The organism is Pantoea sp. SYBGC1, from assembly GCF_057197005.1.
On sequence record NZ_JBXUNM010000001.1, the window covers coordinates 246,061 to 267,919 of the forward strand.

The window sequence follows — 21,859 nt, forward strand, 5'->3', positions numbered from 1 at the left end:
GGCTAAAAACGATCGCGCAATGTTAATCAACAGTTTAAAAGTTGTTAACTTCCATTCGCTCTGTAAGGGGAAATACCATGCGTTACGCTGCTCCGGGAGAACAGGGTTCTCTGATCACTCTGCAATCGCAGTATGGCAACTTTATCAACGGCGAGTTTACTGCGCCGGTTAACGGTCACTATTTTACCAACACCTCACCGGTTAACGGCAGCGCAATCGGCGAATTCCCGCGTTCCGATCGGGCAGATGTTGATAATGCGGTCGCGGCGGCTCAGGCGGCGGCAGAGCAGTGGGGCAAGACTTCACCGCAGGCGCGCTCGCTGGTGTTACTGAAGATTGCTGACCGCCTGGAGCAGAATCTGGAATATATCGCCGTTAATGAAACCTGGGATAACGGCAAGCCGGTACGCGAAACGCTGGCCGCTGACCTGCCGCTGGCGGTGGATCATTTCCGCTATTTTGCCGGCTGTGTCCGGGCGCAGGAAGGCAGCGCCGCTGAAATCGATGAGTTCACGGCCGCCTATCACTTCCATGAACCGCTGGGCGTGGTGGGGCAGATCATTCCGTGGAACTTCCCGCTGTTAATGGCCGCCTGGAAGCTGGCTCCGGCGCTGGGCGCAGGCAACTGCGTGGTGCTAAAACCAGCCGAGCAGACGCCGCTTTCCATCACGCTGTTTGTTGAGTTGATCAAAGATCTGGTCCCGCCCGGCGTCATTAACGTGGTGCACGGCTACGGCAAAGAGGCGGGCGAAGCGCTGGCATCGCATCCGGGCATTGCCAAAATCGCGTTTACCGGCTCAACAGCGACCGGCGGCCATATTCTGGAGCTGGCGGCAAAAAGCCTGATCCCGTCCACGGTGGAGCTGGGCGGAAAATCACCAAATATCTTTTTCGAAGATATCATGCAGGCGGAAGAGAGCTTTATTGAGAAAGCGGCAGAGGGTGTTGTGCTCGGCTTCCTGAACCAGGGTGAGGTCTGTACCTGTCCGTCACGCGCGCTGGTGCAGGAATCGATTTTTGAGCCCTTTATGGCGGCCGTAATGAAGCGCATCAAAACCATTAAACGTGGCGATCCGCTGGATACGGAAACCATGATTGGCGCTCAGGCGTCGCAGCAGCAGTTTGATAAGATCCTCTCTTATCTTGAGATTGCGCAGCAGGAGGGGGCGGAAGTGCTGCACGGTGGTAACGTCGAGCAGATTGGTGAGGCCTTCAGCGGCGGCTACTACATTCAGCCCACGCTGCTGAAAGGCAACAACAGCATGCGCGTATTTCAGGAAGAGATTTTCGGACCGGTGGTCGGCATACTGACGTTTAAAGATGAAGCGGAGGCGCTGGCCATCGCCAATGATTCGATATACGGGCTTGGTGCTGGCGTCTGGACGCGGGATATTAACCGCGCATACCGTATGGGGAGAGCAATTAAAGCCGGACGCGTCTGGACTAACTGCTACCATCTCTATCCGGCTCACGCTGCGTTTGGCGGCTATAAGAAATCGGGCATCGGGCGGGAGACGCATAAAATGATGCTGGATCACTATCAGCAAACTAAAAATCTGCTGGTGAGCTACAGCACACAGCCGCTCGGGTTCTTCTGATTTTCGTACCGGCGGTCGCTGCAGAGGCTATATTTTCATACACCTGTCATCTTTGCAGGACAGGATATGAGAAACGCCTCTGCGCAAAGGAGAGATCATGAACGCAGGATATGACTATATGGAGCAGCACGATGAGGTGCTGGATGCGGTCGAACAGGATATTATCAGCGTCAATCTGCCCGCTTATGATGCGTTGCAGCACGCGCGCCAGCAGAGTGCCGAACGCGACGCCACACGGGAAATGTCGCTGCGCGCATAAGAAAGTGCTCTCAGAGTAATAAAAAAATCCGCAGCCTGGTGCCGCGGATTTTTTACAGGGTCTGCTTCAGCGCTCTACTTTACGCAGGCAGAGCACTGATTGTGGATCTGCTGGAAGAAATCGTTACCTTTGTCATCGACCAGAATAAACGCCGGGAAATTTTCCACTTCAATCTTCCAGATCGCTTCCATGCCCAGTTCGGCATACTCAACGCACTCAAGGCTTTTAATACTCTGCTGCGCCAGTACCGCTGCCGGGCCACCAATACTGCCCAGGTAGAATCCGCCATGTTTATGGCAGGCGTCAGTCACCTGTTTGCTGCGGTTACCTTTGGCCAGCATCACCATGCTGCCGCCGTGTGACTGCAGCAGATCAACATAGGAATCCATCCGGCCCGCGGTGGTAGGGCCAAGTGACCCGGACGCGTGTCCTTCCGGCGTTTTGGCCGGACCGGCATAGTAGACCGGATGATCTTTGATGTATTGCGGCAGCCCTTCGCCATTATCGATACGCTCTTTAAGCTTGGCGTGGGCGATGTCGCGCGCCACAATAATGGTGCCGTTCAGCGACAGGCGGGTAGCCACCGGATAAGCGGAGAGCTGGGCCAGAATATCCTGCATCGGGCGATTAAGATCTACCTGTACCACTTCGCCTTCGCCCTGCTGGCGCAGCGCTTCCGGAATATAGCGTCCCGGATTATCTTCCAGCTTCTCAATCCAGATACCATCACGGTTGATTTTAGCTTTGATGTTACGGTCAGCAGAACAGGAGACGCCCATGCCTACCGGGCAGGAGGCACCGTGACGCGGCAGTCTGACGACGCGAATGTCGTGAGCAAAATATTTGCCGCCAAACTGCGCGCCCAGTCCGAGCTGCTGCGACGCTTCCAGCAGCTCCTGCTCCAGTGCGGTATCGCGAAACGCCTGACCGTGCTCGTTGCCTTCCGTTGGCAGAGAGTCATAGTAGTGCGTTGAGGCGAGCTTAACCGTTTTTAGCGTGCTCTCCGCAGAGGTGCCACCGATCACAAATGCAATATGGTAGGGCGGACAGGCAGCGGTGCCGAGCGACATCATTTTATCAATCAGGTAGTTTTTTAATTTTGCTGGCGTGATTAACGCTTTGGTTTCCTGATAGAGGTAGGTCTTGTTCGCTGAACCACCGCCTTTAGCGATGCAGAGGAACTTATACTCATCGCCATCCACGCTGTAGAGATCGATCTGGGCCGGCAGGTTGGTGCCGGTATTGACCTCTTTATACATATCCAGCGGGGCGTTCTGCGAATAGCGCAGATTATCTTCGATATAGGTGTTATAAACGCCCTGCGACAGCGCCGCTTCATCGCCGCCGCCGGTCCAGACGCGCTGGCCTTTTTTACCCATGATAATTGCGGTGCCGGTATCCTGGCAGGTTGGCAGTACGCCTTTGGCAGCGATTTCTGAGTTACGCAGAAACTGCAGCGCAACATACTTGTCATTCTGACTCGCTTCATCATCCGCCAGAATAGCGGCAACCTGCTGCTGGTGTGAGGCGCGCAGCATAAAAGAGGCGTCATGAAACGTCTGCTGAGCCAGCAGCGTCAGCGCTTCAGGTGCGACTTTCAGCACCTCCTCGCCCTCAAAGCTGGCGACCGAAACGTGCTCGCGGCTCAGCAGGTAATATTCAGTATCATCTTTGGCGAGAGGAAAGGGGTTCTGGTAATAGAAGGGTTTGTTCGACATGTTGGCTCACTTAGCTTCGTGTTGCCCGCCTGCGCGGCGGGCGCAAATTAGGCGATCTGTGGTGCTATTTTCTCTCGCCAGCCCGTATCAGGAGCTGACTGGCGAGCATAGTAACACTGAAACAGGCTGACGCGGCTGCGTTTTTTAACATCAAAGCAACATCATCAGAACATCATGACCATCCAGGGATAAGCGATAACCATCAGCGCCACCAGGAAGAGAGCGCCAAAGATGGTGCCAAGCCGCCAGTAATCTTTGGTCGGCAGATAGCCGCTGCCGTAATAGATAGGGCTTGGGCCGGTACCGTAAGGGGTGATAATGCCCATCACACCCAGCGAGGTACACATCATCAGGCAGAACACCGGCATATTAATGCCTGGAATTGAGGCGGCGATAGTCAGCATGGCGGGCAGCAGGGCGGTGGTATGCGCCGTGGTGCTGGCAAACAGATAGTGCAGCAGATAAAAGGCAATCAGCAGCACCACTGCGGAGACCTGAGGATCGTAACCCTGTAGCAGTACCGCCCCCTCTTTGCCCAGCCAGGCAATAAAACCGACGCGCGCCAGACCATCGGCCAGCGCAACCAGCGTGGCAAACCAGGCAAAGGTGTTCCAGGCAGCTTTATTGCTGGTGATATCATTCCAGTTAAGTACGCCGGTCCAGAGCATCAGCACAATCACCAGCAGCGCGGCCATAGCGGGCTCGATCCATGCCGTTGCGAAAATCCACATCATCAGCGCCGCGACGACAAACAGCAGCAGCAGGATCTCATTGCGCGACAGGCGGCCCAGCTTTTCCAGCTCGGCGGTCGCCCAGCGCGGTACCTCATCATTGACTTTGACTTCCGGCGGATAGAGCCAGTAAGCCAGCAGCGGCATGGTGAGAATCAGCAGGATCCCCAGCGGCAGGAAAGCGAGGAACCACATACCCCAGCTGATATCGAAACCAATAACGCTCTTAACCAGGGCCAGCGCAAGCAGGTTAGGGGCCAGCGCAGAGAGAAACATCGAGCTGGTGATACAGGCTGCGGTAATCGCCACCCACATCAGATAAGAGCCGATTTTGCGGGCGCTGGGGTCATTAGGCTTAGAGCCATAGAGCGGCGGCAGGTTAGCAATAATCGGGTAGATAGTCCCGCCGCTGCGGGCAGTGTTAGACGGCGTAAACGGCGCCAGCAGCAGGTCAGCGAAAGTAATCGCGTAGCCCAGCGTCAGACTGCGGCGACCAAGATATTTCACCAGAATCAGCGCCAGCCGGCGGCCAAACTGCGTTTTATCGTAGCCGGCTGCAAACATAAAGGCGCCAAAAATCAGCCAGACCGTAGAGTTGCCGAAGCCGCTGACTGCCCATTTGAACGACTGCGCTGCCGTTTTGAATGCCGGGTCGGCCAGCTCTGCCGGGCTAAACAGCACCCACTGGCTAAACAGCGCGATGACCACCACACCGGTAAGCCCAATCACGGCGCCCGGCAGCGGCTCAAAAATCAGGCCGACGATCACACCGACAAAGATGGCGAAGAAGTGCCAGGCGTAGGGCTCCAGTCCGGCAGGCGTCGGCACCAGCAGCAACAGGAGTGCAACCAGTACCGGCAGGCAGAGCATCAGCAGGCGATTTTTTTTACCCGGTGCCGCAGGCGGCACTTTGGTGGGTTCATGCGATTGCGTTGATAGGTTCATAGTTTTTGTCTGCACGTTGAGAAGAATGCGATATCAGTACCGACGCCTTTATACCTGGATGAGCCATTTTGCGGCATCAGTACAGGAAGTTCGTGACGCTTGCGTTAAAGCAGAAAGCAATTTTGTTTCGCGAATTATCTAATTTATGCCGCTATGTTGCGATTAATTAAAATACCTATTTTGATCCAGATCAATAAAATAAAGCGCTTATTTTTATCTGCGTTATTTTCAGGGTGTTATGACGATTATTCAGAGCAGCACTAACGATATCATGCAGGGTGAGACGCGTTTTTTTTCCGATCCCTGACAGCTATTTCAATTTTAACCTTATGAAATATAAAGTTTATTTTTGTGAATTGAATTAACTTTGATTTTAATCAACTTTTGAACGAAACTTAGCGGAACGCGTTACGCTCCTTCCCTGCTGAAAACAGGCTTTCCTTATCGGTAATTTATATAACTAATGATATAAGTTATGTAACTAAATTAAATGTTATATTTACAGCATGAAGTCGGACCACTTTAATTATTTAACCGGTCACACTGCCAGGAATTGAATTTCATTTTTGATTTTCGGAGTCGCTTATCATGAACACGCTTACCCCGCTGCTGAAACCCCTTACCCTGCCTAAAGGTGCCGTGCTGAAAAACCGTCTGGTGATGGCACCCATGACAACCTGTACCGGCTATTACGACGGTGGCGTCACCAGCGATTTGGTTGACTACTATCGGGTGCGTGCCGGCACAATCGGCACCGTCATCGTAGAGTGTGCGTTTATCGATAATCGTGGTCCGGCATTTCCTGGCGCTATCGCCATCGACAGCGACAACAAGATCCCGGGACTGGCCAGAATAGCCCACGCGATCAAATCTCAGGGTTCTAAAGCTATCCTGCAGATTTACCACGGTGGCCGCATGGTTGAGCCGGCGCTGATTGGCGGGAAAACGCCTGTCGCGCCCAGCGCCATTGCCGCACCGCGCGAAGGGGCCACCACACCGCAGGCGCTGACCGCAGATGAAGTCGATGTCATGATCAAAAAGTTTGGTGATGCGGTGAACCGTGCCATCAAAGCGGGTTTTGATGGCGTGGAAATTCACGGTGCCAATACCTATCTGATTCAGCAGTTCTATTCGCCCAACTCCAACCAGCGCAGTGACAAATGGGGCGGCAGTCGCGATAACCGGGCGCGCTTTCCGCTGGAGGTTCTGGAAATCACGCATCAGATGGCCGATCGCTTCGCTGCCGCAGACTTTATTATCGGCTATCGCTTTTCACCGGAAGAGATTGAGGTGCCCGGTATTCGCTGGGATGACACCCTCTATCTGCTGGAGAAGCTCGCCGCGCGCGGCCTTGATTATGTGCACTTCTCCGTCGGTCAGCTGCTGCGTCCTTCCATTGTTGACACCAGCGACCCCACGCCTCTGATTACCAAATACATTGCGCAGCGTTCAGCGCAGCTGGCCCGCATTCCGGTGATTGGCGTCGGCGGCGTGGTGAATAAAGCGGATGCCGAGCTGGCGCTGGAGTCCGGCTTCGATCTGGTTGCCGTCGGGAAAGCCTGTATCGCCTGGCCCAACTGGGCGGACCGCATTATTAACAATGAGCACCTTGAACTCTACATCGACAGTAGCAAACGCGAGGAGCTGACAATTCCGGAGCCGCTCTGGCGCTTCTCGCTGGTGGACGCCATGATCCGCGACGTCAGCGACGGCCATCGCAAATATAAAGCCGGGGTGTATCAGGCGAAGGTAGAGGCGGAAGCGCTGAAGCTGAAAATCAACGTCACGCTGGATACCGATCGCATCACTGACATTGAACTGGTGCCGGATCCGGCGCTGGATGTTGACTTCACCAGTACGTTTGAAAGCCTGCGCGAGCGCATTCTGGTTGCAAACAGTCCGCACGTTGATGCGGTGACCGGGGCCACTACGCAAAGCGAGGCGCTGAAAAAAGCGGTGTCGCGTGCGCTGGCGACCTCCAGCAAAGAGTATGTGATTGAGGAAGGGGGCAACCCGAACGCGCCGGTCAATTACGACGTTGTGGTCATCGGCACCGGTGGCGCAGGTCTCGCGGCGGCTATTCAGGCGCACGACGACGGCGCCCGCGTGGTACTGATTGAAAAAATGCCCACCATTGGCGGGAATACCATTAAGGCGTCAGTGGGGATGAACGCCGCCGAGACGCGCTATCAGAAGCTGAAAGGCATTGAAGACAGCAAAGCGCTGTTTTATGAAGAGACGCTGAAAGGCGGTAAAGGTAAAAATAATCCGCAGCTGCTGCATGAGTTTGTCGAACGCGCGCCGGAAGCCATCGAGTGGCTGGCAGCGAAGCAGATTGAGCTTAGCGATATCACCATCACGGGTGGGATGAGCATTGACCGTACGCACCGGCCTGAAGATCGCTCAGCGGTAGGCGGCTTCCTGATCAGCGGGCTGGTGAAAAATGTTAATCAGCGCAATATTGAGGTGCTGCTTGAGACCTCAGTTGCTGAAATCCTCTGTGAAAACGGCGTGGTTACCGGGGTTAAGGTGGTAGATGAATATAACGACAGCCGCATTCTCAACGCAAAAAGTGTGATTGTCGCCACCGGTGGCTTCAGCGCCAACCGGGAGATGGTAGTGAAGTATCGTCCGGAACTGGATGGCTTTGTCACGACCAACCACGCCGGAGCCACCGGCAGCGGCATCGCGATGCTGCAGCATATTGGCGCCGGTACGGTTGATATGGGCGAGATTCAGATCCATCCCACGGTTGAACAGACCACCTCTTATCTGATTTCAGAAGCGATGCGCGGCGGCGGGGCAATTCTGGTAAGCCAGGCGGGCAAGCGCTTCTATAACGAAATGGAGACGCGCGATAAAGTCTCGGCGGAGATTATTGCGCTGCCGGAGAAAAGTGCCTGGATCATCTTCGATGAGCAGGTGCGCCGTAATAACAAAGCCGCTGACGAATATATCGCCAAAGGATTTGTCATCAGCGCACCTACGCCGCACGAGCTGGCGGTTAAGCTCAATATGGACCAGGAATCACTGCAGAGTACGCTGGGTCGCTACAATGAGTGTGTGATTAACCAGCATGACGAAGATTTTGGCCGTAAAACGGCGCTGCGCCATCCGCTTAATCAGGGGCCTTATTACGCTATTCGCGTAGCGCCTGGCGTTCACCACACTATGGGTGGCGTCACCATCAACACGGAAACCGCAGTGCTGGATGCGCAGAATCAGCCGATCACCGGTGCCTGGGCTGCCGGGGAAGTGGTCGGCGGTATTCACGGCGCCAACCGCATCGGCGGGAATGCCGTAGCGGATATCATCATCTTTGGTATCAAAGCGGGGCATAACGCCGCTAAACTCGCCTTAGGTAATTAACCTGCACCGGTGTCCGTCTGCGCGGGCGCCGGTAGTAATGAGGCAATTATGGCTAACGAGGCAGGTGTCTACAGCTATTCAGCCGTTCAGATGGGATCGCCTGTGCTGCTGAAACTCTTTGAAAATAATGCCGCGCTGGCACAGCAGGTGTTTCGCCTGATTGCACAGCAGGAGAATCTGTTTACCGTCAACCGGGTGCAGTCAGAGGTTATGGCGATTAACCATGCTGCCGGCGAGCGGCCGGTGGCGGTCAGTCCCGCAGTGTTTAATCTGATTCAGGTGGCCCATACGGTCAGCACGCTGCCGGAAAGCGCGTTCAACTTCGCCATTGGTCCGATAGTTAAGCGCTGGAAAATTGGTTTTCAGGGCAACAGCGTGCCCGCAGCCGCTGACATCACCGCGCTGTTGCCTCTTACCAACCCGCATCAGGTCGTGCTGGACGCCGCGGCGCAGTCGGTTTATCTGCCGCAGCGCGGTATGGAGATCGATCTCGGTGCCATAGCCAAAGGCTATATTGCCGATCGGGTCCAGCAGTGGCTGCGTCAGCAGGGAGTGACGCAGGCGCTGATCAATCTTGGCGGCAATGTGCAGACGCTGGGCGCGCCCCCGCATGAACCGCAGGGGTGGCAAATTGGCCTGAAAAAGCCCTTTGCTGATGATAACGCTTTGCTTGGCGTAATCGAGGTGCGGGAGAAATCAGTCGTCACGTCCGGGATCTATGAGCGTTATTTTGAACAGCAGGGGCGCTGCTGGCACCATATTTTTGACCCGCGTACCGGCTATCCGCTGGATAATGAACTGTTAAGCGTAACGGTGATAAGTGACCGATCGCTGGATGGCGACATCTATACCACGCTGCTGTATGGCATGGGCACAGAACAGGGACTGAACTGGATCGCCAGCCAGTCCGACATCGATGCCATTTTTGTCACCCGCGATCGGCAGATCGTCTGCTCGTCACCGCGTCACTACCGATTCCGGCCAGCTGATACCACGTGGAAACTGCACTACTGACAATATTGCTGCAGCAGCGAGCGATATTCCGGCTGCAGACGATAGCGATAGACCGGACGTCCGGTGGCGCCATAATGAATGCTGGTAAACAGAATATTGATCTGCGCCAGCCAGATGAGGTATTTGCGGCAGGAAACGCGTGAAATATTCACCTCGGCAGCCAGCTCATCGGTGGAGAATTCCTGCGCGGGGTGCGCATCTATCCACTGACAGAGCGTGCGCAGCGTTTGTGGCGTCAGGCCTTTGGGCAGACGCTTATTATCGTGATGCGTCGCCGGATTGCCGTGGATCAGCAGATCGACGTCAGCCTGCTGATAGTGCTGATGATTATCCATCAGCGATTTTTTCTGCTGCCAGCTGGTCAGCGCCTCTTCAAAACGCGGAAACTGAAACGGCTTAATAAGGTAATCGACTACTCCGTAGTGCAGCGATGTTTTGATATTTTCTGCATCGGCCGCGGAGGAGATAATAATCACCTCTGTCGGGCTTTGCGCTTTCCGCAGCTCAGGCAGCAGCTCCAGGCCATTCTCCTGCTGCATATAGATATCCAGCAGCAGCAGATCGATCGGCGTATCGCTGTTGAATAAAAAATCGCGCGCCTGCTGCAGCGTTGCCGCCGTACCACAGCAGTGAAAACCGGGTACCTGACCGATAAAACTGCGGTTGAGTTCGGCAACCATGGCATCATCGTCAACCACTAAAACATTAATCATGCGGTTTAATTTCCTTTATCCCAGGGTAGCTGGACCAAAAATTGCGTGAATACGCCGGGCTCAGACTCTGCGCTGACGCTGCCGCCAAGGCTTTCCACCTGCTGCTTAAGCAGAAACAGTCCGACTCCGCGGTTCTCACCTTTGGTAGAGAAACCTTTATCAAAAATGGTCGCCAGATGCGCTGCATCAATGCCCGGCCCGTCGTCGCTCACTTCGCAGGTCAGCCAGCCGTTTTGATAATGGAGCATCAGATGGATCTCTCCTTCAGTCTGCTCCCGCAGCGCATCAAGCGCGTTCTCTACCAGATTGCCGGTTACGGTAATCAGCGCCGCCATCTGCACTTCGCTGCCGCTGTCTGGCAGGTAGCTGGCATCGCTGATAGTGAGCCGGTGACCGCAGTCTGAGGCGCGATTGATTTTACTTAACAGGATCCCCGCAATCACCGGGGATTTGATCTTATCCAGCAAAAAGCCAATCTCTGTCTGATAGTTATTGGCGGTTTTCAGGATATACGCTTCAACCTGCGCATAGTTTTTCATATGCAGCAGGCCGAGGATCACATGCAGCTTGTTCATAAACTCGTGCGAGCGTTCACGCAGGGCATCGACATAGTTTACCATGCCGCTTAAGCGCTGCATCAGCTGGCTGATTTCCGTTTTATCCCTGAACGTACAGACCGCGCCAATAATCCGCTCCGCCGTGCGTACCGGAACGGTATTGGTCAGCAGCAGTCGGCCATTCACGTTGATCTCCTCATCGCGCCGCGCTCGTCCGCTCTGCAATACGCTGCGCAGCTGCGGTTCGACCGCGGCGGTGTCAGCGCGCCAGCTTTCGTCAGGCGCACGCTGCGCCTGCGCTGCGTCACTCAGCAGATGGCAGGCAGCCTGATTAATCAGCGTCACTTCATGCCGATCGTCCATCGCCACCACGCCCTCTTTGACTGAATTGAGGATGGCCTGACGCTGCTCAAACAGGGTAGAAATTTCATAGGGTTCCAGCCCGAACAGAATACGTTTCAGCACGCGCACCAGAATCAGCGTACCCAGCGCCCCCGCCAGCGCGCCGATCAGGATAGTCCACAGAATGATCCAGCGGCTCTGGTTAATCTGATCGGTAACGGCATCCAGTGAAATACCGATAGCCACCACCCCAATCTGCTGATGCTGTGCATTGAACACCGGGGTAAAAACACGCAGTGCCCGAACCAGTGACCCCTGGTTGACAGAAACATTTTCCTGACCGCGCAGCGCAGGCTGAATATCGTTGCCGATGAAATGCTGACCAACCAGTTCCGGATTGCGATGGGAGTAGCGTATGCCCGCCATATTAGTGATGGTGATAAACAGCAGGTTATTACTGGTCTCAACCGCTTTTGCGACCGGCTGCAGATGAGCTTCAGCGGGGGAGAGCAGCAGCGCCCGCTGAACATCTGGCGAGGTGGCCAGCGTACGGGCGACGGCCATCGCTTTATCTTCCAGCTGTGACCGGGTAGAGGCACCGATCTGAAAGAAATAGAACATATGCACGGTACACAGCACCAGAACAATCACGGCGCTCAGCATCAGCGTGACCAGCGTATTAAGTTTCATCGTCCGCCGGCGCATCGGCGTAGCAGGGACTGAAGGCGTCATGGTGGCGTTCACTTAGCGGAAAAGGAACCTATTATGACGGATAATGGCGGCGCGGTTGCGGAAAATATAACAGGCCACGCTGAATAATGGCCTGCAGATAAGAGGGTATGCAGAACTTAAGCGGTCTTCACACGACTGGCGAAGCTTTTACGCAGCTTCTGCAGTTTAGGCGGGATAACTGCCATGCAGTAGCCGTTGCGCTGTCCCGCACCTTCCCAGTAGTCCTGATGGTAGGCTTCCGCCGGATACCAGGTTTTGAGCGGTTCTACGGTTGTCACTACCGGCACGTCATGATCTTCCTGCGCGCGCGCAATGGCTGCAATCGCTTCTGCTTCCTGTTCAGCATTAGCAGGGAAAATGGCTGAGCGGTACTGCGTTCCGATATCATTTCCCTGACGGTTAAGCTGGGTAGGATCGTGCGTGGCAAAACTGATATCCAGCAGATCGCCGTAGCTTATCTGCGCCGGATCAAACCCGATGCGGATAGCTTCAGCATGACCGGTTGCCCCGCTGCATACCTGCTCATAAGTCGGATCGGGGCGCTGGCCGCCGGTATAGCCGCTTTCAACCGATTCAACACCAATTACATCTTTAAAAACGGCTTCAGTACACCAGAAACAGCCGCCCGCAACGATCGCATATTCGGTTGCCATTACATTTACTCCTGTCAGGTCGAAAGCTTAAGAGTGCGGGTGAACGGGGCGGAATTCAACCCGATAATCGCAGACCGCACAGGCTGTTCAGGTAAAACGCACTCAGCTGTCCGGGGCGGACTGGCTGAACAGAGCGCAGAGTCGTGCCGTCAGCTGCTCGAGACTATATTTTGTTGCCTGCCGGACTACTTCTTCGCTTTCGCCGGAAAAACGCTGACAACAGGTCTGAAGAGTGCCATCAGGCAAGCCCCAGGCAAACCAGACGGTACCGGCTGGTGTACCATCCTCACCGCCGTCTGGTCCGGCATAACCGCTCACTGCAATGCTGCTATCGTCGCCGGAAAGCGCTTTCGCGCCTGCGGCCATTTCACGTACTGCGGCTTCGCTGACGGCGCTGTCACGTGCCAGCGTCTCTTCACTGACGTTCAGTATTCGGTGTTTCGCCCGATTGGTGTAAGTGATAAAGCCGCTGCTGTAAAACTGACTGCTCTGGCTGACGGCCGCGAGGGTAGAGCCGACCCAGCCTGAAGTACAGGATTCTGCGGTGGTGACAGTCAGTTTTCGTTCAAGCAGAAGATCGCCCAGAATAGTTGCCGTTTCGATTAATTCCCGATCCATATATGCATCCCGATTTATTATTTAGTGGTCGATTATCCACGCTTCGCTTAAATAAGCGTTACCTGATGATGATTATTATAGATGGTGGCTCTTTTTTATCTGGTTAATATTGATGTGGTAGCAGGCGATATTAAGCGTGGCGGGTTAAATCGAAATCCATGCTTATTAAGCTGGCGGGTTTCTGTGGTTTAGATAATTACGCTTTTTCATGGGGGAATAAGCGTAGCGGGGTAAGGGCAGGGCGATAAATAACAGACCTGACAAAAAGTTAAATATCGTGTGGCGTAATGCCGTCAGGCGTGTAGTCATAACGGACGACATTTGCCAGTAGTGGTCTATACTAAAACCTGAGAACCTGGCGCAAGCTCACATTCTCAGGAGGTAAAGTATGAAAAATGAGTATCCGGTTATTGGGGAAGCCGCCTGGGCATTAATGATGCGACGTGCAGATGTGACTCTGGCATCCCTGACGGCTGAACTGCACCAGATGGCTTGTCGCGAAACAGATGCGGCGCGTGACAGACAGATCCATAAGGCGCAGCAGTGGCTGCTGGATCATCGCTCTACAGAGCAGGCTGACCGTCGTTCTGATTCGCCGTTAAAAGCGCTGTCAGAGCGAGCGGACAGCGTTACCGTTGCCGGCTCCGGCAACAGTGCACGCCGCCATTAAGCCCCCTGCTCATCGTCAGCCTGTAGCGGCGATGAGCCCACTCCTCACTGATTTCCTTTCCTGAAGATACGCGTAAAGTTATCTCAACCCTCTTTCAATAGCACTTTTTGCAAAAAAATCTTACCCTGCCATTTATTATTCTTTGTACAAGTTTTTTGGAAATCCTGTACAGCAGGTTAGGTTTCCACTTTTTTATTGTTAATTTTAACATTTACGGGAGTCACTTATGCGCCAGAACGGATATGCTCCGAACTCAGTTGAGGCGATTGCCAACTATTTCAGTAAAGCATCGCTGCCTTCTCAGCAGGAAACACTGGGACAAATTGTCGTGGAGATTCTGCGCGAAGGCCGCAATCTGAATCGCAAATCTATCTGCACTAAGCTGCTGCGCCGCCTTGAACTGGCAACAGAAGCAGCAGAAGAGCAGCACTATCATCAGCTTATCGGCTTACTGTTTGAGCGGGAAAGCTAATACCAGATTGACCACCGGGTTATATTCAGACTAAGTAAACAGGGAAGAGTGCACTACCTCATGTATAACCTGTGACGAGCTGTATCGCGCCACGCACTGCGTGGCGCTGTTTTACTGTCGTGCTTCCCTTTGAAGTGGCGGCAAACAGAGATTCACTATGAAGATGAGCAAACACCAGAAGAGTATAGACGAAATCATCGGTGAAGCCGCCCTGACGCTGCTTCAGCGCTCCGGGCCCGTTAACACCCACGCACTGATGGCAGAGCTGCAGAATATGCAGATGCAGGCCACTGATGAAGAGTATCGCACAGCAATCAGTATGGCCCTGAAAGAGGTCCGGACCAGCATTTCTCTTGGTCAGCAACAACGAAACGAACCGGAAAAAGATAACGTTCATCCCCTGTTTAGCAACGACCAGTCATCCGGCAATAGCCGTAAACATTAATTCAGCCCGATAAGGTATATTGCGGCCTTATCTTCAATAGTTTGAGACGGAAAAATGGCAGACCTTCAAAACTTATACAATATGCTGCCTGATAATGAGCTGGCTGCGCATTTTCGCGATGCCGGCCATGCGTTAAGCGATGAGTCACAGGTGCTGGATGGCGTAATACGCAGCATCCTTGCCACCGAGGGACGAGTGACTAACAAGTCGATTATTCTTTACCTGATTATGGCGCTGGAGTCGACCAGCGGCAGCGCTGAAGCTGACGTTCTGCGTCGCACGCTGGAAATTGTCGTTGGCTATACGCCAGACGACGCCTGACCACGCTTTCTGCTCTTCAATCCATGAAGAGCTTTTTACATTTCACTTCGATCCGGCTCAGGCGTTGCTCTCTTTCCTGTACACTTTTGGCTTGTGTGTACAGTTAATTGAAAGTAGCGCGCTTTGTTTAAGCCATTCAGTTTAAAGTTGTACGCGAATTGTCAGCGCTGCGAAATAGGTTCTGTTGTTTAACGACTGATACCTGTGCCAGGGACATTTACCGTTACCTGACGAACCGGGCGCGCATTCAGCCGCTTGCTTCTGCCGGACTTAATTTTCTGTAGCCAGCTTTGCAGCTGTTTTATCTCTTCCTGCGCGGCAGACTCATTACTGGCATTGCAGATAAAGAGCTGGCTGAGCGTCTGATGCTCTGCTGCAGTAGCGTAAATTTCAAATCTGCCATCGCGCTGCTGTAATTCTACGCTGGTGAAGTGCAAATGCTCCCATTGCTGTAAACGGGTTTTAAAACGAGCGAAATCCATAAAAGTTCCTTAACTTCTTATAGTGATTATTGGTACTAATCTGACTAAAGGAACATAGACCAGAATCAGAAAAACGCCAGAATAAAAAATAAAAATTTTAACGTGCTGAGTTTGCTGTATTAATTAGCGTGCTTTTACCGTCTCGCTTATTAAGGTGGCTCCTCAGGCTGGCTCAGGCCGTTAAAAAAATTGCTCTTATGATGAAAAAACCGCCCGAAGGCGGTCAGAAGGAGTCATGTTTATTCAGGCTGCTTATCACCCGATTCTGGCGCACTGCCCGCATCATCATCAGGCAGTTCAGGCTCATCGTTATCAGGCTGATAACCTGCATGGGCACGCTGTACAGGTTTATGATGCATTGTTCTCTCCTTACGGGTTACGTCTGTGGCTTTTCACTGCCCAGTTCAGCACCGGTTTCCGGATTAACATCAGGATTGGAGGCTGTTCTGGTGGCCATAGCCTTCAGCGCTGCCGCTTCATCCGCAGAGAGCACCACTGAGGCATGACCATCACCGCCATCCACGGCAGGCTGCGGATCGGCGACGTAGTTGAAATTCTCATCTGAATTCCAGCTGCCGCGTACATCATCCCCGTCAGACATACTGAAATAGGTATGCGCATACTCTTCGATTGGCGGCAGTTTACCCGGCGGAAAGTTATTACGGATAGAGTAGAGCGCCTTTTCAAAAGAGAGCTGGTGGGCGGCTTCACGCGTCATCAGAAAGCCCAGCGCGTCTTTTACGCCAACGTCATCAGTTACATTAATCAGGCGTTCATAAATAATCTTAGCGCGGGACTCAGCGGCGATGTTGGAGCGCAAATCCGCCGTCACTTCGCCGATAGTATCGATATACGCCGCGGTCCATGGCACGCCCCCTGAGTTTGTCAGCGGCGGGCCGCCACCATAGAGAATAGAGGTAAGATGACTGTCATTACCTGCACCGGTAATAGAGCGATAAAGTTCGCCCTCCGCTTCCGTGCCTTCAGCTAGCTTGCCTTTGGCCCCTTTATTGAGCATGCCTACCAGCGAACCGATAATTTCAAGATGGCTCAGCTCTTCGGTCGCAATGTCCATCAGCATGTCACGGCGTCCGAGATCGTCATCTCCTAAGCCCTGGGTAAAATAGCGCATGGCGGCTGCCAGTTCGCCCTGCGGGCCGCCAAACTGCTCCAGAAGCAGATTAGCCAGTCCGGGATTAGGCTCACTTACCCTGACGGTATACTGCAATTTTTTAACGTGTCGAAACATGGCTCACCTCAGTGTTAACAGTCAGGCCAATGGGCTGGCCCTTGTAATAGTGCGTTACTGCTGTTCCGCAATAGTTGTGAGTTTTTCATCGGTAGATTTTTCTTCAGCCAGCGTTTCTGCGAGCAGACTGGCGGCCTGATCGAGGCCCAGCTTTTTGGCCATGGCCACCAGCGTGCCGTAAGTGGCAATTTCGTAGTGTTCAACTTTCTGCGCCGCGCCTATCAGGCCAGCATCACGCACCGGGCCCGCTTCAGTTGCGTCGATAAGCTCCTGCGCTTCCTCTACCAGACCTTCCAGCGCATGGCACTTCATGCGTTTAATACGTAATTCTTCGTGTGCTTCCACTGCCTGATCAAGGCGCTCAATTTGCCCCTGAGTCTCTTCCAGATGTTGTTTAAATGCTGCTTTAAGCGTTTCATCAGAAGCTGCACGCGCCATTTTGGGCAGCGCGCGGGTTATCTGTTTTTCTGCACTATAAACATCTGAGAGATCGTGAATAAAAAGGTCGAGCAAAGATTCAACTTTCATGAGTATTCTCCGTGCAGTAATAAACAGCCAGGCAGGCGTCAAATAACGCATGCAGTTTATTCATTAATATGAGATTTCAGACAGCCGGGATTAGCGTCCTCTGAAGCGCAATAATCATTAAACGCGCGATCCCTGCGCAGCAGGGTTCATCCCTGACATCAGCTGTCAGGAGCCGCGATTGCCGCTCTGACCCCCTTTTTTGCCAGCGTCAGACGCCTTTTCACGGTCATTGCTAAAACTGCCGCCGCTATTCTGTCCGCCTTTTTTACCCGCTTCAGATGCCCGCTGTTTGTCATCTGCGAAATTACCTGAACCGCCTCGATGTTGAGTCATAGTATATTTCCTCTTCATGAGTTGATAATGACATGATCTAAATAACCAATCATGTGCGAGCTGCGTATTTAATAGTAATCGCGTTTCTTTAATCTGCAAGCGGGGCGGTTTGATTATTTGCTTGTAAGAATTATCTGCATAGTTTGATTTTATAGTATTTATTATATTTAAGCGCAGCGATAATTACCGCATCGCTTAAATATAATCATGCGCTTCGGTTAGCAATTAATTTATTGAAGCATCAGCTGAATATCTTCGGCGGACTGATTCGCAGCATGTTGTTTTCTCGATTAAGGTTAGTTATTACCCTGTAACGAGGAGAAGAGGTGATGACCGACTCTGTGACCACGGCTGAACTGGAGCTGCTTGATCGCTACTGGCGAGCAGCTAATTACCTGTCTGTGGGCCAAATCTACCTGATGGCGAATCCGCTGCTGCGTGAAACGCTGCTGCCTGAGCATATTAAACCAAGATTGCTGGGACACTGGGGGACCACGCCCGGACTCAATTTCATCTATGCCCACCTCAACCGCGTTATTCGCCAGCGCAACGCTGACCTGCTTTACGTCTGCGGCCCCGGACATGGCGGCCCCGGCATGGTAGCCAATAGCTGGCTGGAGGGGACCTATAGTGAAATCTATCCCCAGGTCAGTGACGATGAGCAGGGTATGCAGCGTCTGTTCAAACAATTCTCTTTTCCCGGCGGCATTCCGAGCCATGCGGCGCCTGAAACGCCTGGCTCAATCAATGAAGGGGGAGAGCTGGGCTATTCGCTCTCACACGCTTTTGGCGCCGCATTCGATCATCCGAACTTAATTGTGCCCTGCGTTATTGGTGACGGTGAAGCAGAGACCGGTCCGCTGGCCGCCAGCTGGCACGGGATCCATTTTCTTAATCCGCAGCGTGACGGGGCTGTATTGCCTGTTCTTCACCTCAATGGCTACAAGATCGCTAATCCGACGCTGCTGGGGCGCACCAGCGACAAAGATTTGCAGCAGCTCTTCAGCGGGTATGGCTATGAGCCGCTCTTTGTCTGTGGCGATGATCCGCAGCGCATGCATCAGGAGATGGCCGCTACGCTGGATCGCGCTTTTGATACTATCGCATCCATCCAGCAGCGGGCGCGCAGTGGCGCCCATAGTGAAGAGATACCGCGCTGGCCGATGATTGTGCTGCGCACGCCGAAAGGCTGGACAGGACCCAAAGAGGTTGATGGCAAGAGAGTCGAAGGGTTCTGGCGTGCGCACCAGGTGCCGGTCACCGGATGTCGTGAGGATGAAGCGCATCGGCAGATCCTCGAAGCGTGGCTGCGCAGTTATCAGCCTGAAACGCTGTTTGACGCCAGCGGACGTCTAAACGCTGAGCTGCGGGCGCTGGCTCCGGCGGGTGATAAACGGATGAGTGCGACCCCTTACGCCAACGGCGGGCGGCTGCGGCGGCCGCTTGTCACGCCGGATATCCGGCAGTTTGCGCTCGGGCTCAGCGCACCGGGCGCAGAGCAGGGCGAAGCGACGCATCAGTTTGGCCTCTATCTGCGCGAAATTTTTCGCCTCAATAGCGATAATTTCCGTCTGTTTGGTCCGGATGAAACCGCTTCAAACCGGTTGTCGCCGGTATTTGACGCCACCAGCCGCAGCTGGATGGCGCCGCTGGAGCCGTGGGATGAACAGCTGGGACGCGACGGGCGCGTGATGGAGATTCTGAGCGAGCATCAGTGTCAGGGCTGGCTGGAGGGCTATCTGCTTACCGGGCGTCACGGCCTGTTTAACTGCTATGAAGCGTTTATTCATATTGTCGACTCCATGTTTAACCAGCACGCTAAATGGCTGAAAGTGTCGCGGAAACTGCCGTGGCGGCAGCCAGTCTCTTCCCTGAATTATCTGCTTTCGTCTCACGTCTGGCGTCAGGATCACAACGGCTACAGCCATCAGGACCCTGGTTTTCTCGATCACGTTGTGAACAAAAAGGCAGACATAGTGCGCGTCTGGCTGCCGCCTGATGCCAACTGTTTGCTCTGGACGGGCGATCACTGTCTGCGCACCTGGGATCGCATCAATGTCATCGTAGCGGGCAAGCAGCCCTCACCGCAGTGGCTTGATATCGATAGCGCGATTGCGCACTGTGAAGCGGGCATGGGCATCTGGCAGTGGGCCAGCTGTACGGATGAACCTGACGTGGTGATGGCGTGTGCAGGCGATGTACCGACTATGGAAACGCTGGCAGCGGTCGATCTGCTGCGGGAGTTACTGCCGTCGCTGCGCGTGCGCGTGGTAAACGTTGTTGATCTGATGGCGCTGCAAAGTGACGAGCAGCATCCGCATGGTAAAAGCGAGGCGGAGTTTGAGCGTCTGTTTACCTCTGACAAACCGGTTATCTTTGCGTTCCACGGCTATCCGGGGCTGATCCATCGGCTGACTTATCAGCGTAATAATCATCGTAATTTTCACGTGCATGGATTCAACGAAGAGGGCACCACCACCACGCCTTTTGATATGACCGTGCTGAACGGGCTCGATCGCTATCATCTGGCGCAGGCTGCGCTGCTGCATGCGCCTGGCGTGGCTGAAGAGCATCCGGATCTGCTGGAGGATCTGCAGGCGCGTCTTGCTGCGCATCACGCCTGGGTGCGGGAGTATGGTGAAGATGTGCCTGAGGTACGCAACTGGCGCTGGCGGGCCGCTGCGTCCTCAGCGTCATCTCTCAGGGACGATTAGACGGCGTACGGCGGCGCTGATAACGTTTTTTGCCCAGAGCCAGCGCGGAGGCGCTGGCCGGGTCGAACAGGGAGAGGCTCTCAATCTGATCAACCATCAGCACTTTACGAAAATCGAGGGCGCTTTTCGGTGAGGAGAGGAAACTGATCTCATGTTCGTGATACCAGCGGCTATAGTTGTGCTCAATCGCCAGATTCAGCGTGCGCGCATCGCGATAGCCGCTGAGCATCGGGATCATCACGATATTTGCCGTGCCGGGGAATTCAAAGGTGGCGGCGTGAATCATGCCAATGTAAATCCGGCGTGACTTCAGCGTAACCCATGCGAGTTCACCCTCTTCCATGCAGTGCAGCAGCATCTGTTCAATACCGTTAGAACGGGAGAGGCGCTGATATAGCTCTTTACGGCTGCCAGGGGTCAGGCGGGCGCTGCCGGCCCAGTTAGAGCGGTAAACGCAAAAAATCACCGCAAAGGTCAGCATAATGACCACCGGTGCCTGGATGCCCAGAAAGCTCCAGGTCATAAAATCGACGTGCCAGTTAGCATGATGTGCAGCACTCAGGCCGAGCGTGTTATTCGCAAATGAAGCGCCCAGCAGCAGGAGCCAGATAATGGCCGTTGCCAGCACTCCCTGTACAACAAAGATGCAGCCGTAAAGGGCAATCAGAAAATAGACATCCCAGCCGAATGAGCGCTTTATTTTTAGCCGGCTGGACATATCGCGGCTGGTATACCAGTAACCGCATACCATCAGTACCATGAAAATCGCCGTGCCCATTTAAATTTCCTTCAGAGTTGAAACGTGTTCAGCAAAATCTTTATGTACTTCAGGACTGAGCGGATTGACCGAGGCGTTGCCATCTTCATCGATGATAATTCTGTCTCCATCCTCCATCGATTCAGTGACATCCTGTTGTGTCATGACCTGCAGTAAAGATTCAGGGCTGCTGAACAGCGAGCATAAAAAACGTTTCATGACGGGCGTAAATCCTTTCAGTATTAAAAGTTAAGTCTGGAGCAAAACCGGGAAAGTAAAACGACTTTAAGAGTTGTCTGCGGCGGGAGAAACAGCAAGCGTAACGGCAGATTAAAGCGGAGAGATTGAGAAGAGGGCGAAGAGTCGAACTGCAGCACATCCCTGTGCTGCCTGGCTAATCAGGAACCTTTACGGCTGCTTTGGCCACCTTTTTTGCCTGCTTCAGATGCCTTTTTAGGGTCATCTTTAAAGCTGCCGCCGCTTCCGCTGCCGCTTTTCTGTCCACCTTTTTTGCCCGCGTCAGATGCTTTCTGCTTATCGTCTGCGAAGTTACCTGAACCGCCTCTGTGCTGAGTCATGATATAGCCTCTTGAAGAGTGTTTAATAACATGATGAATCATTGCAGTTATGTGCGTGGTA

Annotated in this window: 22 protein-coding genes; 9 read left to right on the forward strand and 13 right to left on the reverse strand. The window is 53.7% G+C overall.

Annotated features, from left to right (window positions below):
- Window positions 1-77 precede the first annotated feature (77 nt).
- Together exaC and AC2CF9_RS01200 are read left to right on the forward strand one after the other, a co-directional pair.
- Window positions 78-1,598 (forward strand): acetaldehyde dehydrogenase ExaC, encoded by a 1,521-nt coding sequence (gene exaC / locus AC2CF9_RS01195; protein WP_150017375.1) that lies wholly within the window; start codon window positions 78-80, stop codon window positions 1,596-1,598.
- 97 nt (window positions 1,599-1,695) lie between these two features.
- The gene (locus tag AC2CF9_RS01200; protein WP_190314980.1) at window positions 1,696-1,857 is read left to right on the forward strand and encodes a hypothetical protein; all 162 of its coding nucleotides are present in this window, start codon (window positions 1,696-1,698) and stop codon (window positions 1,855-1,857) included.
- A gap of 74 nt (window positions 1,858-1,931) precedes the next feature.
- On the opposite strand, the gene fumA is transcribed toward AC2CF9_RS01200, so the two are convergent.
- Together fumA and AC2CF9_RS01210 are read right to left on the reverse strand one after the other, a co-directional pair.
- A complete protein-coding gene (fumA, locus tag AC2CF9_RS01205) occupies window positions 1,932-3,575 on the reverse strand; it encodes a class I fumarate hydratase FumA (RefSeq protein ID WP_484556066.1) in 1,644 nt (547 codons plus the stop codon).
- Window positions 3,576-3,739: 164 nt separating this feature from the next.
- Window positions 3,740-5,251 (reverse strand): anion permease, encoded by a 1,512-nt coding sequence (locus AC2CF9_RS01210; protein ID WP_484556067.1) that lies wholly within the window; start codon window positions 5,249-5,251, stop codon window positions 3,740-3,742.
- Between the two features lie 588 nt (window positions 5,252-5,839).
- Between AC2CF9_RS01210 and AC2CF9_RS01215 the strand changes: the two genes are divergently transcribed.
- Both AC2CF9_RS01215 and AC2CF9_RS01220 read left to right on the forward strand, forming a co-directional pair.
- Complete coding sequence (locus AC2CF9_RS01215; RefSeq protein ID WP_484556068.1) at window positions 5,840-8,620, forward strand: flavocytochrome c; 2,781 nt, start codon at window positions 5,840-5,842, stop codon at window positions 8,618-8,620.
- A gap of 48 nt (window positions 8,621-8,668) precedes the next feature.
- Window positions 8,669-9,634 (forward strand): FAD:protein FMN transferase, encoded by a 966-nt coding sequence (locus AC2CF9_RS01220; RefSeq protein ID WP_484556069.1) that lies wholly within the window; start codon window positions 8,669-8,671, stop codon window positions 9,632-9,634.
- Here AC2CF9_RS01220 and dcuR read toward each other — a convergent pair.
- The 4 genes from dcuR to AC2CF9_RS01240 form a co-directional block, all read right to left on the reverse strand.
- Complete coding sequence (dcuR, locus tag AC2CF9_RS01225) at window positions 9,628-10,347, reverse strand: two-component system response regulator DcuR (RefSeq protein ID WP_150017380.1); 720 nt, start codon at window positions 10,345-10,347, stop codon at window positions 9,628-9,630. The genes AC2CF9_RS01220 and dcuR overlap by 7 nt on opposite strands.
- A gap of 5 nt (window positions 10,348-10,352) precedes the next feature.
- Window positions 10,353-11,978 carry a sensor histidine kinase gene (locus AC2CF9_RS01230; protein ID WP_484556070.1) on the reverse strand — a complete coding sequence of 542 codons (1,626 nt, stop codon included), beginning with the start codon at window positions 11,976-11,978 and terminating at the stop codon, window positions 10,353-10,355.
- 116 nt (window positions 11,979-12,094) lie between these two features.
- Entirely contained in the window at window positions 12,095-12,631 is a 537-nt protein-coding gene (gene msrA / locus AC2CF9_RS01235) for a peptide-methionine (S)-S-oxide reductase MsrA (RefSeq protein ID WP_150017382.1), read from the reverse strand.
- Window positions 12,632-12,733: 102 nt separating this feature from the next.
- On the reverse strand, window positions 12,734-13,249 hold the full coding sequence (locus AC2CF9_RS01240) for a CinA family protein (protein WP_484556071.1): 516 nt from the start codon (window positions 13,247-13,249) through the stop codon (window positions 12,734-12,736).
- Between the two features lie 388 nt (window positions 13,250-13,637).
- Here AC2CF9_RS01240 and AC2CF9_RS01245 point away from each other — a divergent pair, with 388 nt between their 5' ends.
- From AC2CF9_RS01245 to AC2CF9_RS01260, 4 genes are all read left to right on the forward strand, one after another.
- Window positions 13,638-13,919, forward strand: coding sequence for a hypothetical protein (locus tag AC2CF9_RS01245; protein ID WP_484556072.1), 282 nt, complete (start codon window positions 13,638-13,640; stop codon window positions 13,917-13,919).
- Window positions 13,920-14,145: 226 nt separating this feature from the next.
- Window positions 14,146-14,391, forward strand: a complete 246-nt coding sequence (ycgZ, locus tag AC2CF9_RS01250) for a regulatory protein YcgZ (RefSeq protein WP_150017385.1) — start codon at window positions 14,146-14,148, stop codon at window positions 14,389-14,391.
- 157 nt (window positions 14,392-14,548) lie between these two features.
- Complete coding sequence (locus AC2CF9_RS01255) at window positions 14,549-14,836, forward strand: hypothetical protein (RefSeq protein ID WP_150017386.1); 288 nt, start codon at window positions 14,549-14,551, stop codon at window positions 14,834-14,836.
- A 54-nt stretch (window positions 14,837-14,890) separates the two neighbouring features.
- Window positions 14,891-15,157, forward strand: a complete 267-nt coding sequence (locus tag AC2CF9_RS01260; RefSeq protein WP_484556073.1) for a biofilm development regulator YmgB/AriR family protein — start codon at window positions 14,891-14,893, stop codon at window positions 15,155-15,157.
- 188 nt (window positions 15,158-15,345) lie between these two features.
- Here AC2CF9_RS01260 and AC2CF9_RS01265 read toward each other — a convergent pair whose 3' ends face one another.
- From AC2CF9_RS01265 to AC2CF9_RS01280, 4 genes are all read right to left on the reverse strand, one after another.
- Entirely contained in the window at window positions 15,346-15,639 is a 294-nt protein-coding gene (locus AC2CF9_RS01265) for a hypothetical protein (RefSeq protein WP_190314963.1), read from the reverse strand.
- A 376-nt stretch (window positions 15,640-16,015) separates the two neighbouring features.
- Window positions 16,016-16,888, reverse strand: coding sequence for a manganese catalase family protein (locus tag AC2CF9_RS01270; RefSeq protein ID WP_039383967.1), 873 nt, complete (start codon window positions 16,886-16,888; stop codon window positions 16,016-16,018).
- A gap of 54 nt (window positions 16,889-16,942) precedes the next feature.
- Complete coding sequence (locus AC2CF9_RS01275; RefSeq protein ID WP_150017388.1) at window positions 16,943-17,416, reverse strand: YciE/YciF ferroxidase family protein; 474 nt, start codon at window positions 17,414-17,416, stop codon at window positions 16,943-16,945.
- A 165-nt stretch (window positions 17,417-17,581) separates the two neighbouring features.
- Window positions 17,582-17,749, reverse strand: a complete 168-nt coding sequence (locus tag AC2CF9_RS01280; RefSeq protein WP_150017389.1) for a con-10 family general stress protein — start codon at window positions 17,747-17,749, stop codon at window positions 17,582-17,584.
- Between the two features lie 329 nt (window positions 17,750-18,078).
- Between AC2CF9_RS01280 and AC2CF9_RS01285 the strand changes: the two genes are divergently transcribed.
- Window positions 18,079-20,463, forward strand: a complete 2,385-nt coding sequence (locus AC2CF9_RS01285; RefSeq protein WP_484556074.1) for a phosphoketolase family protein — start codon at window positions 18,079-18,081, stop codon at window positions 20,461-20,463.
- On the opposite strand, the gene AC2CF9_RS01290 is transcribed toward AC2CF9_RS01285, so the two are convergent.
- The 3 genes from AC2CF9_RS01290 to AC2CF9_RS01300 form a co-directional block, all read right to left on the reverse strand.
- Entirely contained in the window at window positions 20,450-21,241 is a 792-nt protein-coding gene (locus AC2CF9_RS01290; protein ID WP_484556075.1) for a hypothetical protein, read from the reverse strand. The two genes, AC2CF9_RS01285 and AC2CF9_RS01290, sit on opposite strands and share 14 nt — an antisense overlap.
- A complete protein-coding gene (locus AC2CF9_RS01295) occupies window positions 21,242-21,439 on the reverse strand; it encodes a hypothetical protein (protein ID WP_039383975.1) in 198 nt (65 codons plus the stop codon).
- Window positions 21,440-21,618: 179 nt separating this feature from the next.
- Window positions 21,619-21,798: a KGG domain-containing protein gene (locus tag AC2CF9_RS01300; protein WP_039383978.1), complete on the reverse strand. Its 180-nt coding sequence runs from the start codon at window positions 21,796-21,798 to the stop codon at window positions 21,619-21,621.
- Window positions 21,799-21,859 lie beyond the last annotated feature (61 nt).

Bases quoted from the DNA above. Each gene is read 5' to 3' on its own strand.
- AC2CF9_RS01300 (WP_039383978.1), bottom strand. From the start codon at position 21,798: ATGACTCAGCACAGAGGCGGTTCAGGTAACTTCGCAGACGATAAGCAG.
- fumA (WP_484556066.1), bottom strand. From the start codon at position 3,575: ATGTCGAACAAACCCTTCTATTACCAGAACCCCTTTCCTCTCGCCAAA.
- AC2CF9_RS01260 (WP_484556073.1), top strand. From the start codon at position 14,891: ATGGCAGACCTTCAAAACTTATACAATATGCTGCCTGATAATGAGCTG.
- AC2CF9_RS01210 (WP_484556067.1), bottom strand. From the start codon at position 5,251: ATGAACCTATCAACGCAATCGCATGAACCCACCAAAGTGCCGCCTGCG.
- AC2CF9_RS01230 (WP_484556070.1), bottom strand. From the start codon at position 11,978: ATGACGCCTTCAGTCCCTGCTACGCCGATGCGCCGGCGGACGATGAAA.
- AC2CF9_RS01220 (WP_484556069.1), top strand. From the start codon at position 8,669: ATGGCTAACGAGGCAGGTGTCTACAGCTATTCAGCCGTTCAGATGGGA.
- ycgZ (WP_150017385.1), top strand. From the start codon at position 14,146: ATGCGCCAGAACGGATATGCTCCGAACTCAGTTGAGGCGATTGCCAAC.
- AC2CF9_RS01270 (WP_039383967.1), bottom strand. From the start codon at position 16,888: ATGTTTCGACACGTTAAAAAATTGCAGTATACCGTCAGGGTAAGTGAG.
- AC2CF9_RS01275 (WP_150017388.1), bottom strand. From the start codon at position 17,416: ATGAAAGTTGAATCTTTGCTCGACCTTTTTATTCACGATCTCTCAGAT.
- AC2CF9_RS01255 (WP_150017386.1), top strand. From the start codon at position 14,549: ATGAAGATGAGCAAACACCAGAAGAGTATAGACGAAATCATCGGTGAA.
- AC2CF9_RS01280 (WP_150017389.1), bottom strand. From the start codon at position 17,749: ATGACTCAACATCGAGGCGGTTCAGGTAATTTCGCAGATGACAAACAG.
- AC2CF9_RS01290 (WP_484556075.1), bottom strand. From the start codon at position 21,241: ATGGGCACGGCGATTTTCATGGTACTGATGGTATGCGGTTACTGGTAT.
- AC2CF9_RS01245 (WP_484556072.1), top strand. From the start codon at position 13,638: ATGAAAAATGAGTATCCGGTTATTGGGGAAGCCGCCTGGGCATTAATG.
- exaC (WP_150017375.1), top strand. From the start codon at position 78: ATGCGTTACGCTGCTCCGGGAGAACAGGGTTCTCTGATCACTCTGCAA.
- AC2CF9_RS01295 (WP_039383975.1), bottom strand. From the start codon at position 21,439: ATGAAACGTTTTTTATGCTCGCTGTTCAGCAGCCCTGAATCTTTACTG.
- AC2CF9_RS01265 (WP_190314963.1), bottom strand. From the start codon at position 15,639: ATGGATTTCGCTCGTTTTAAAACCCGTTTACAGCAATGGGAGCATTTG.
- AC2CF9_RS01200 (WP_190314980.1), top strand. From the start codon at position 1,696: ATGAACGCAGGATATGACTATATGGAGCAGCACGATGAGGTGCTGGAT.
- AC2CF9_RS01215 (WP_484556068.1), top strand. From the start codon at position 5,840: ATGAACACGCTTACCCCGCTGCTGAAACCCCTTACCCTGCCTAAAGGT.
- AC2CF9_RS01240 (WP_484556071.1), bottom strand. From the start codon at position 13,249: ATGGATCGGGAATTAATCGAAACGGCAACTATTCTGGGCGATCTTCTG.
- msrA (WP_150017382.1), bottom strand. From the start codon at position 12,631: ATGGCAACCGAATATGCGATCGTTGCGGGCGGCTGTTTCTGGTGTACT.
- dcuR (WP_150017380.1), bottom strand. From the start codon at position 10,347: ATGATTAATGTTTTAGTGGTTGACGATGATGCCATGGTTGCCGAACTC.
- AC2CF9_RS01285 (WP_484556074.1), top strand. From the start codon at position 18,079: ATGACCGACTCTGTGACCACGGCTGAACTGGAGCTGCTTGATCGCTAC.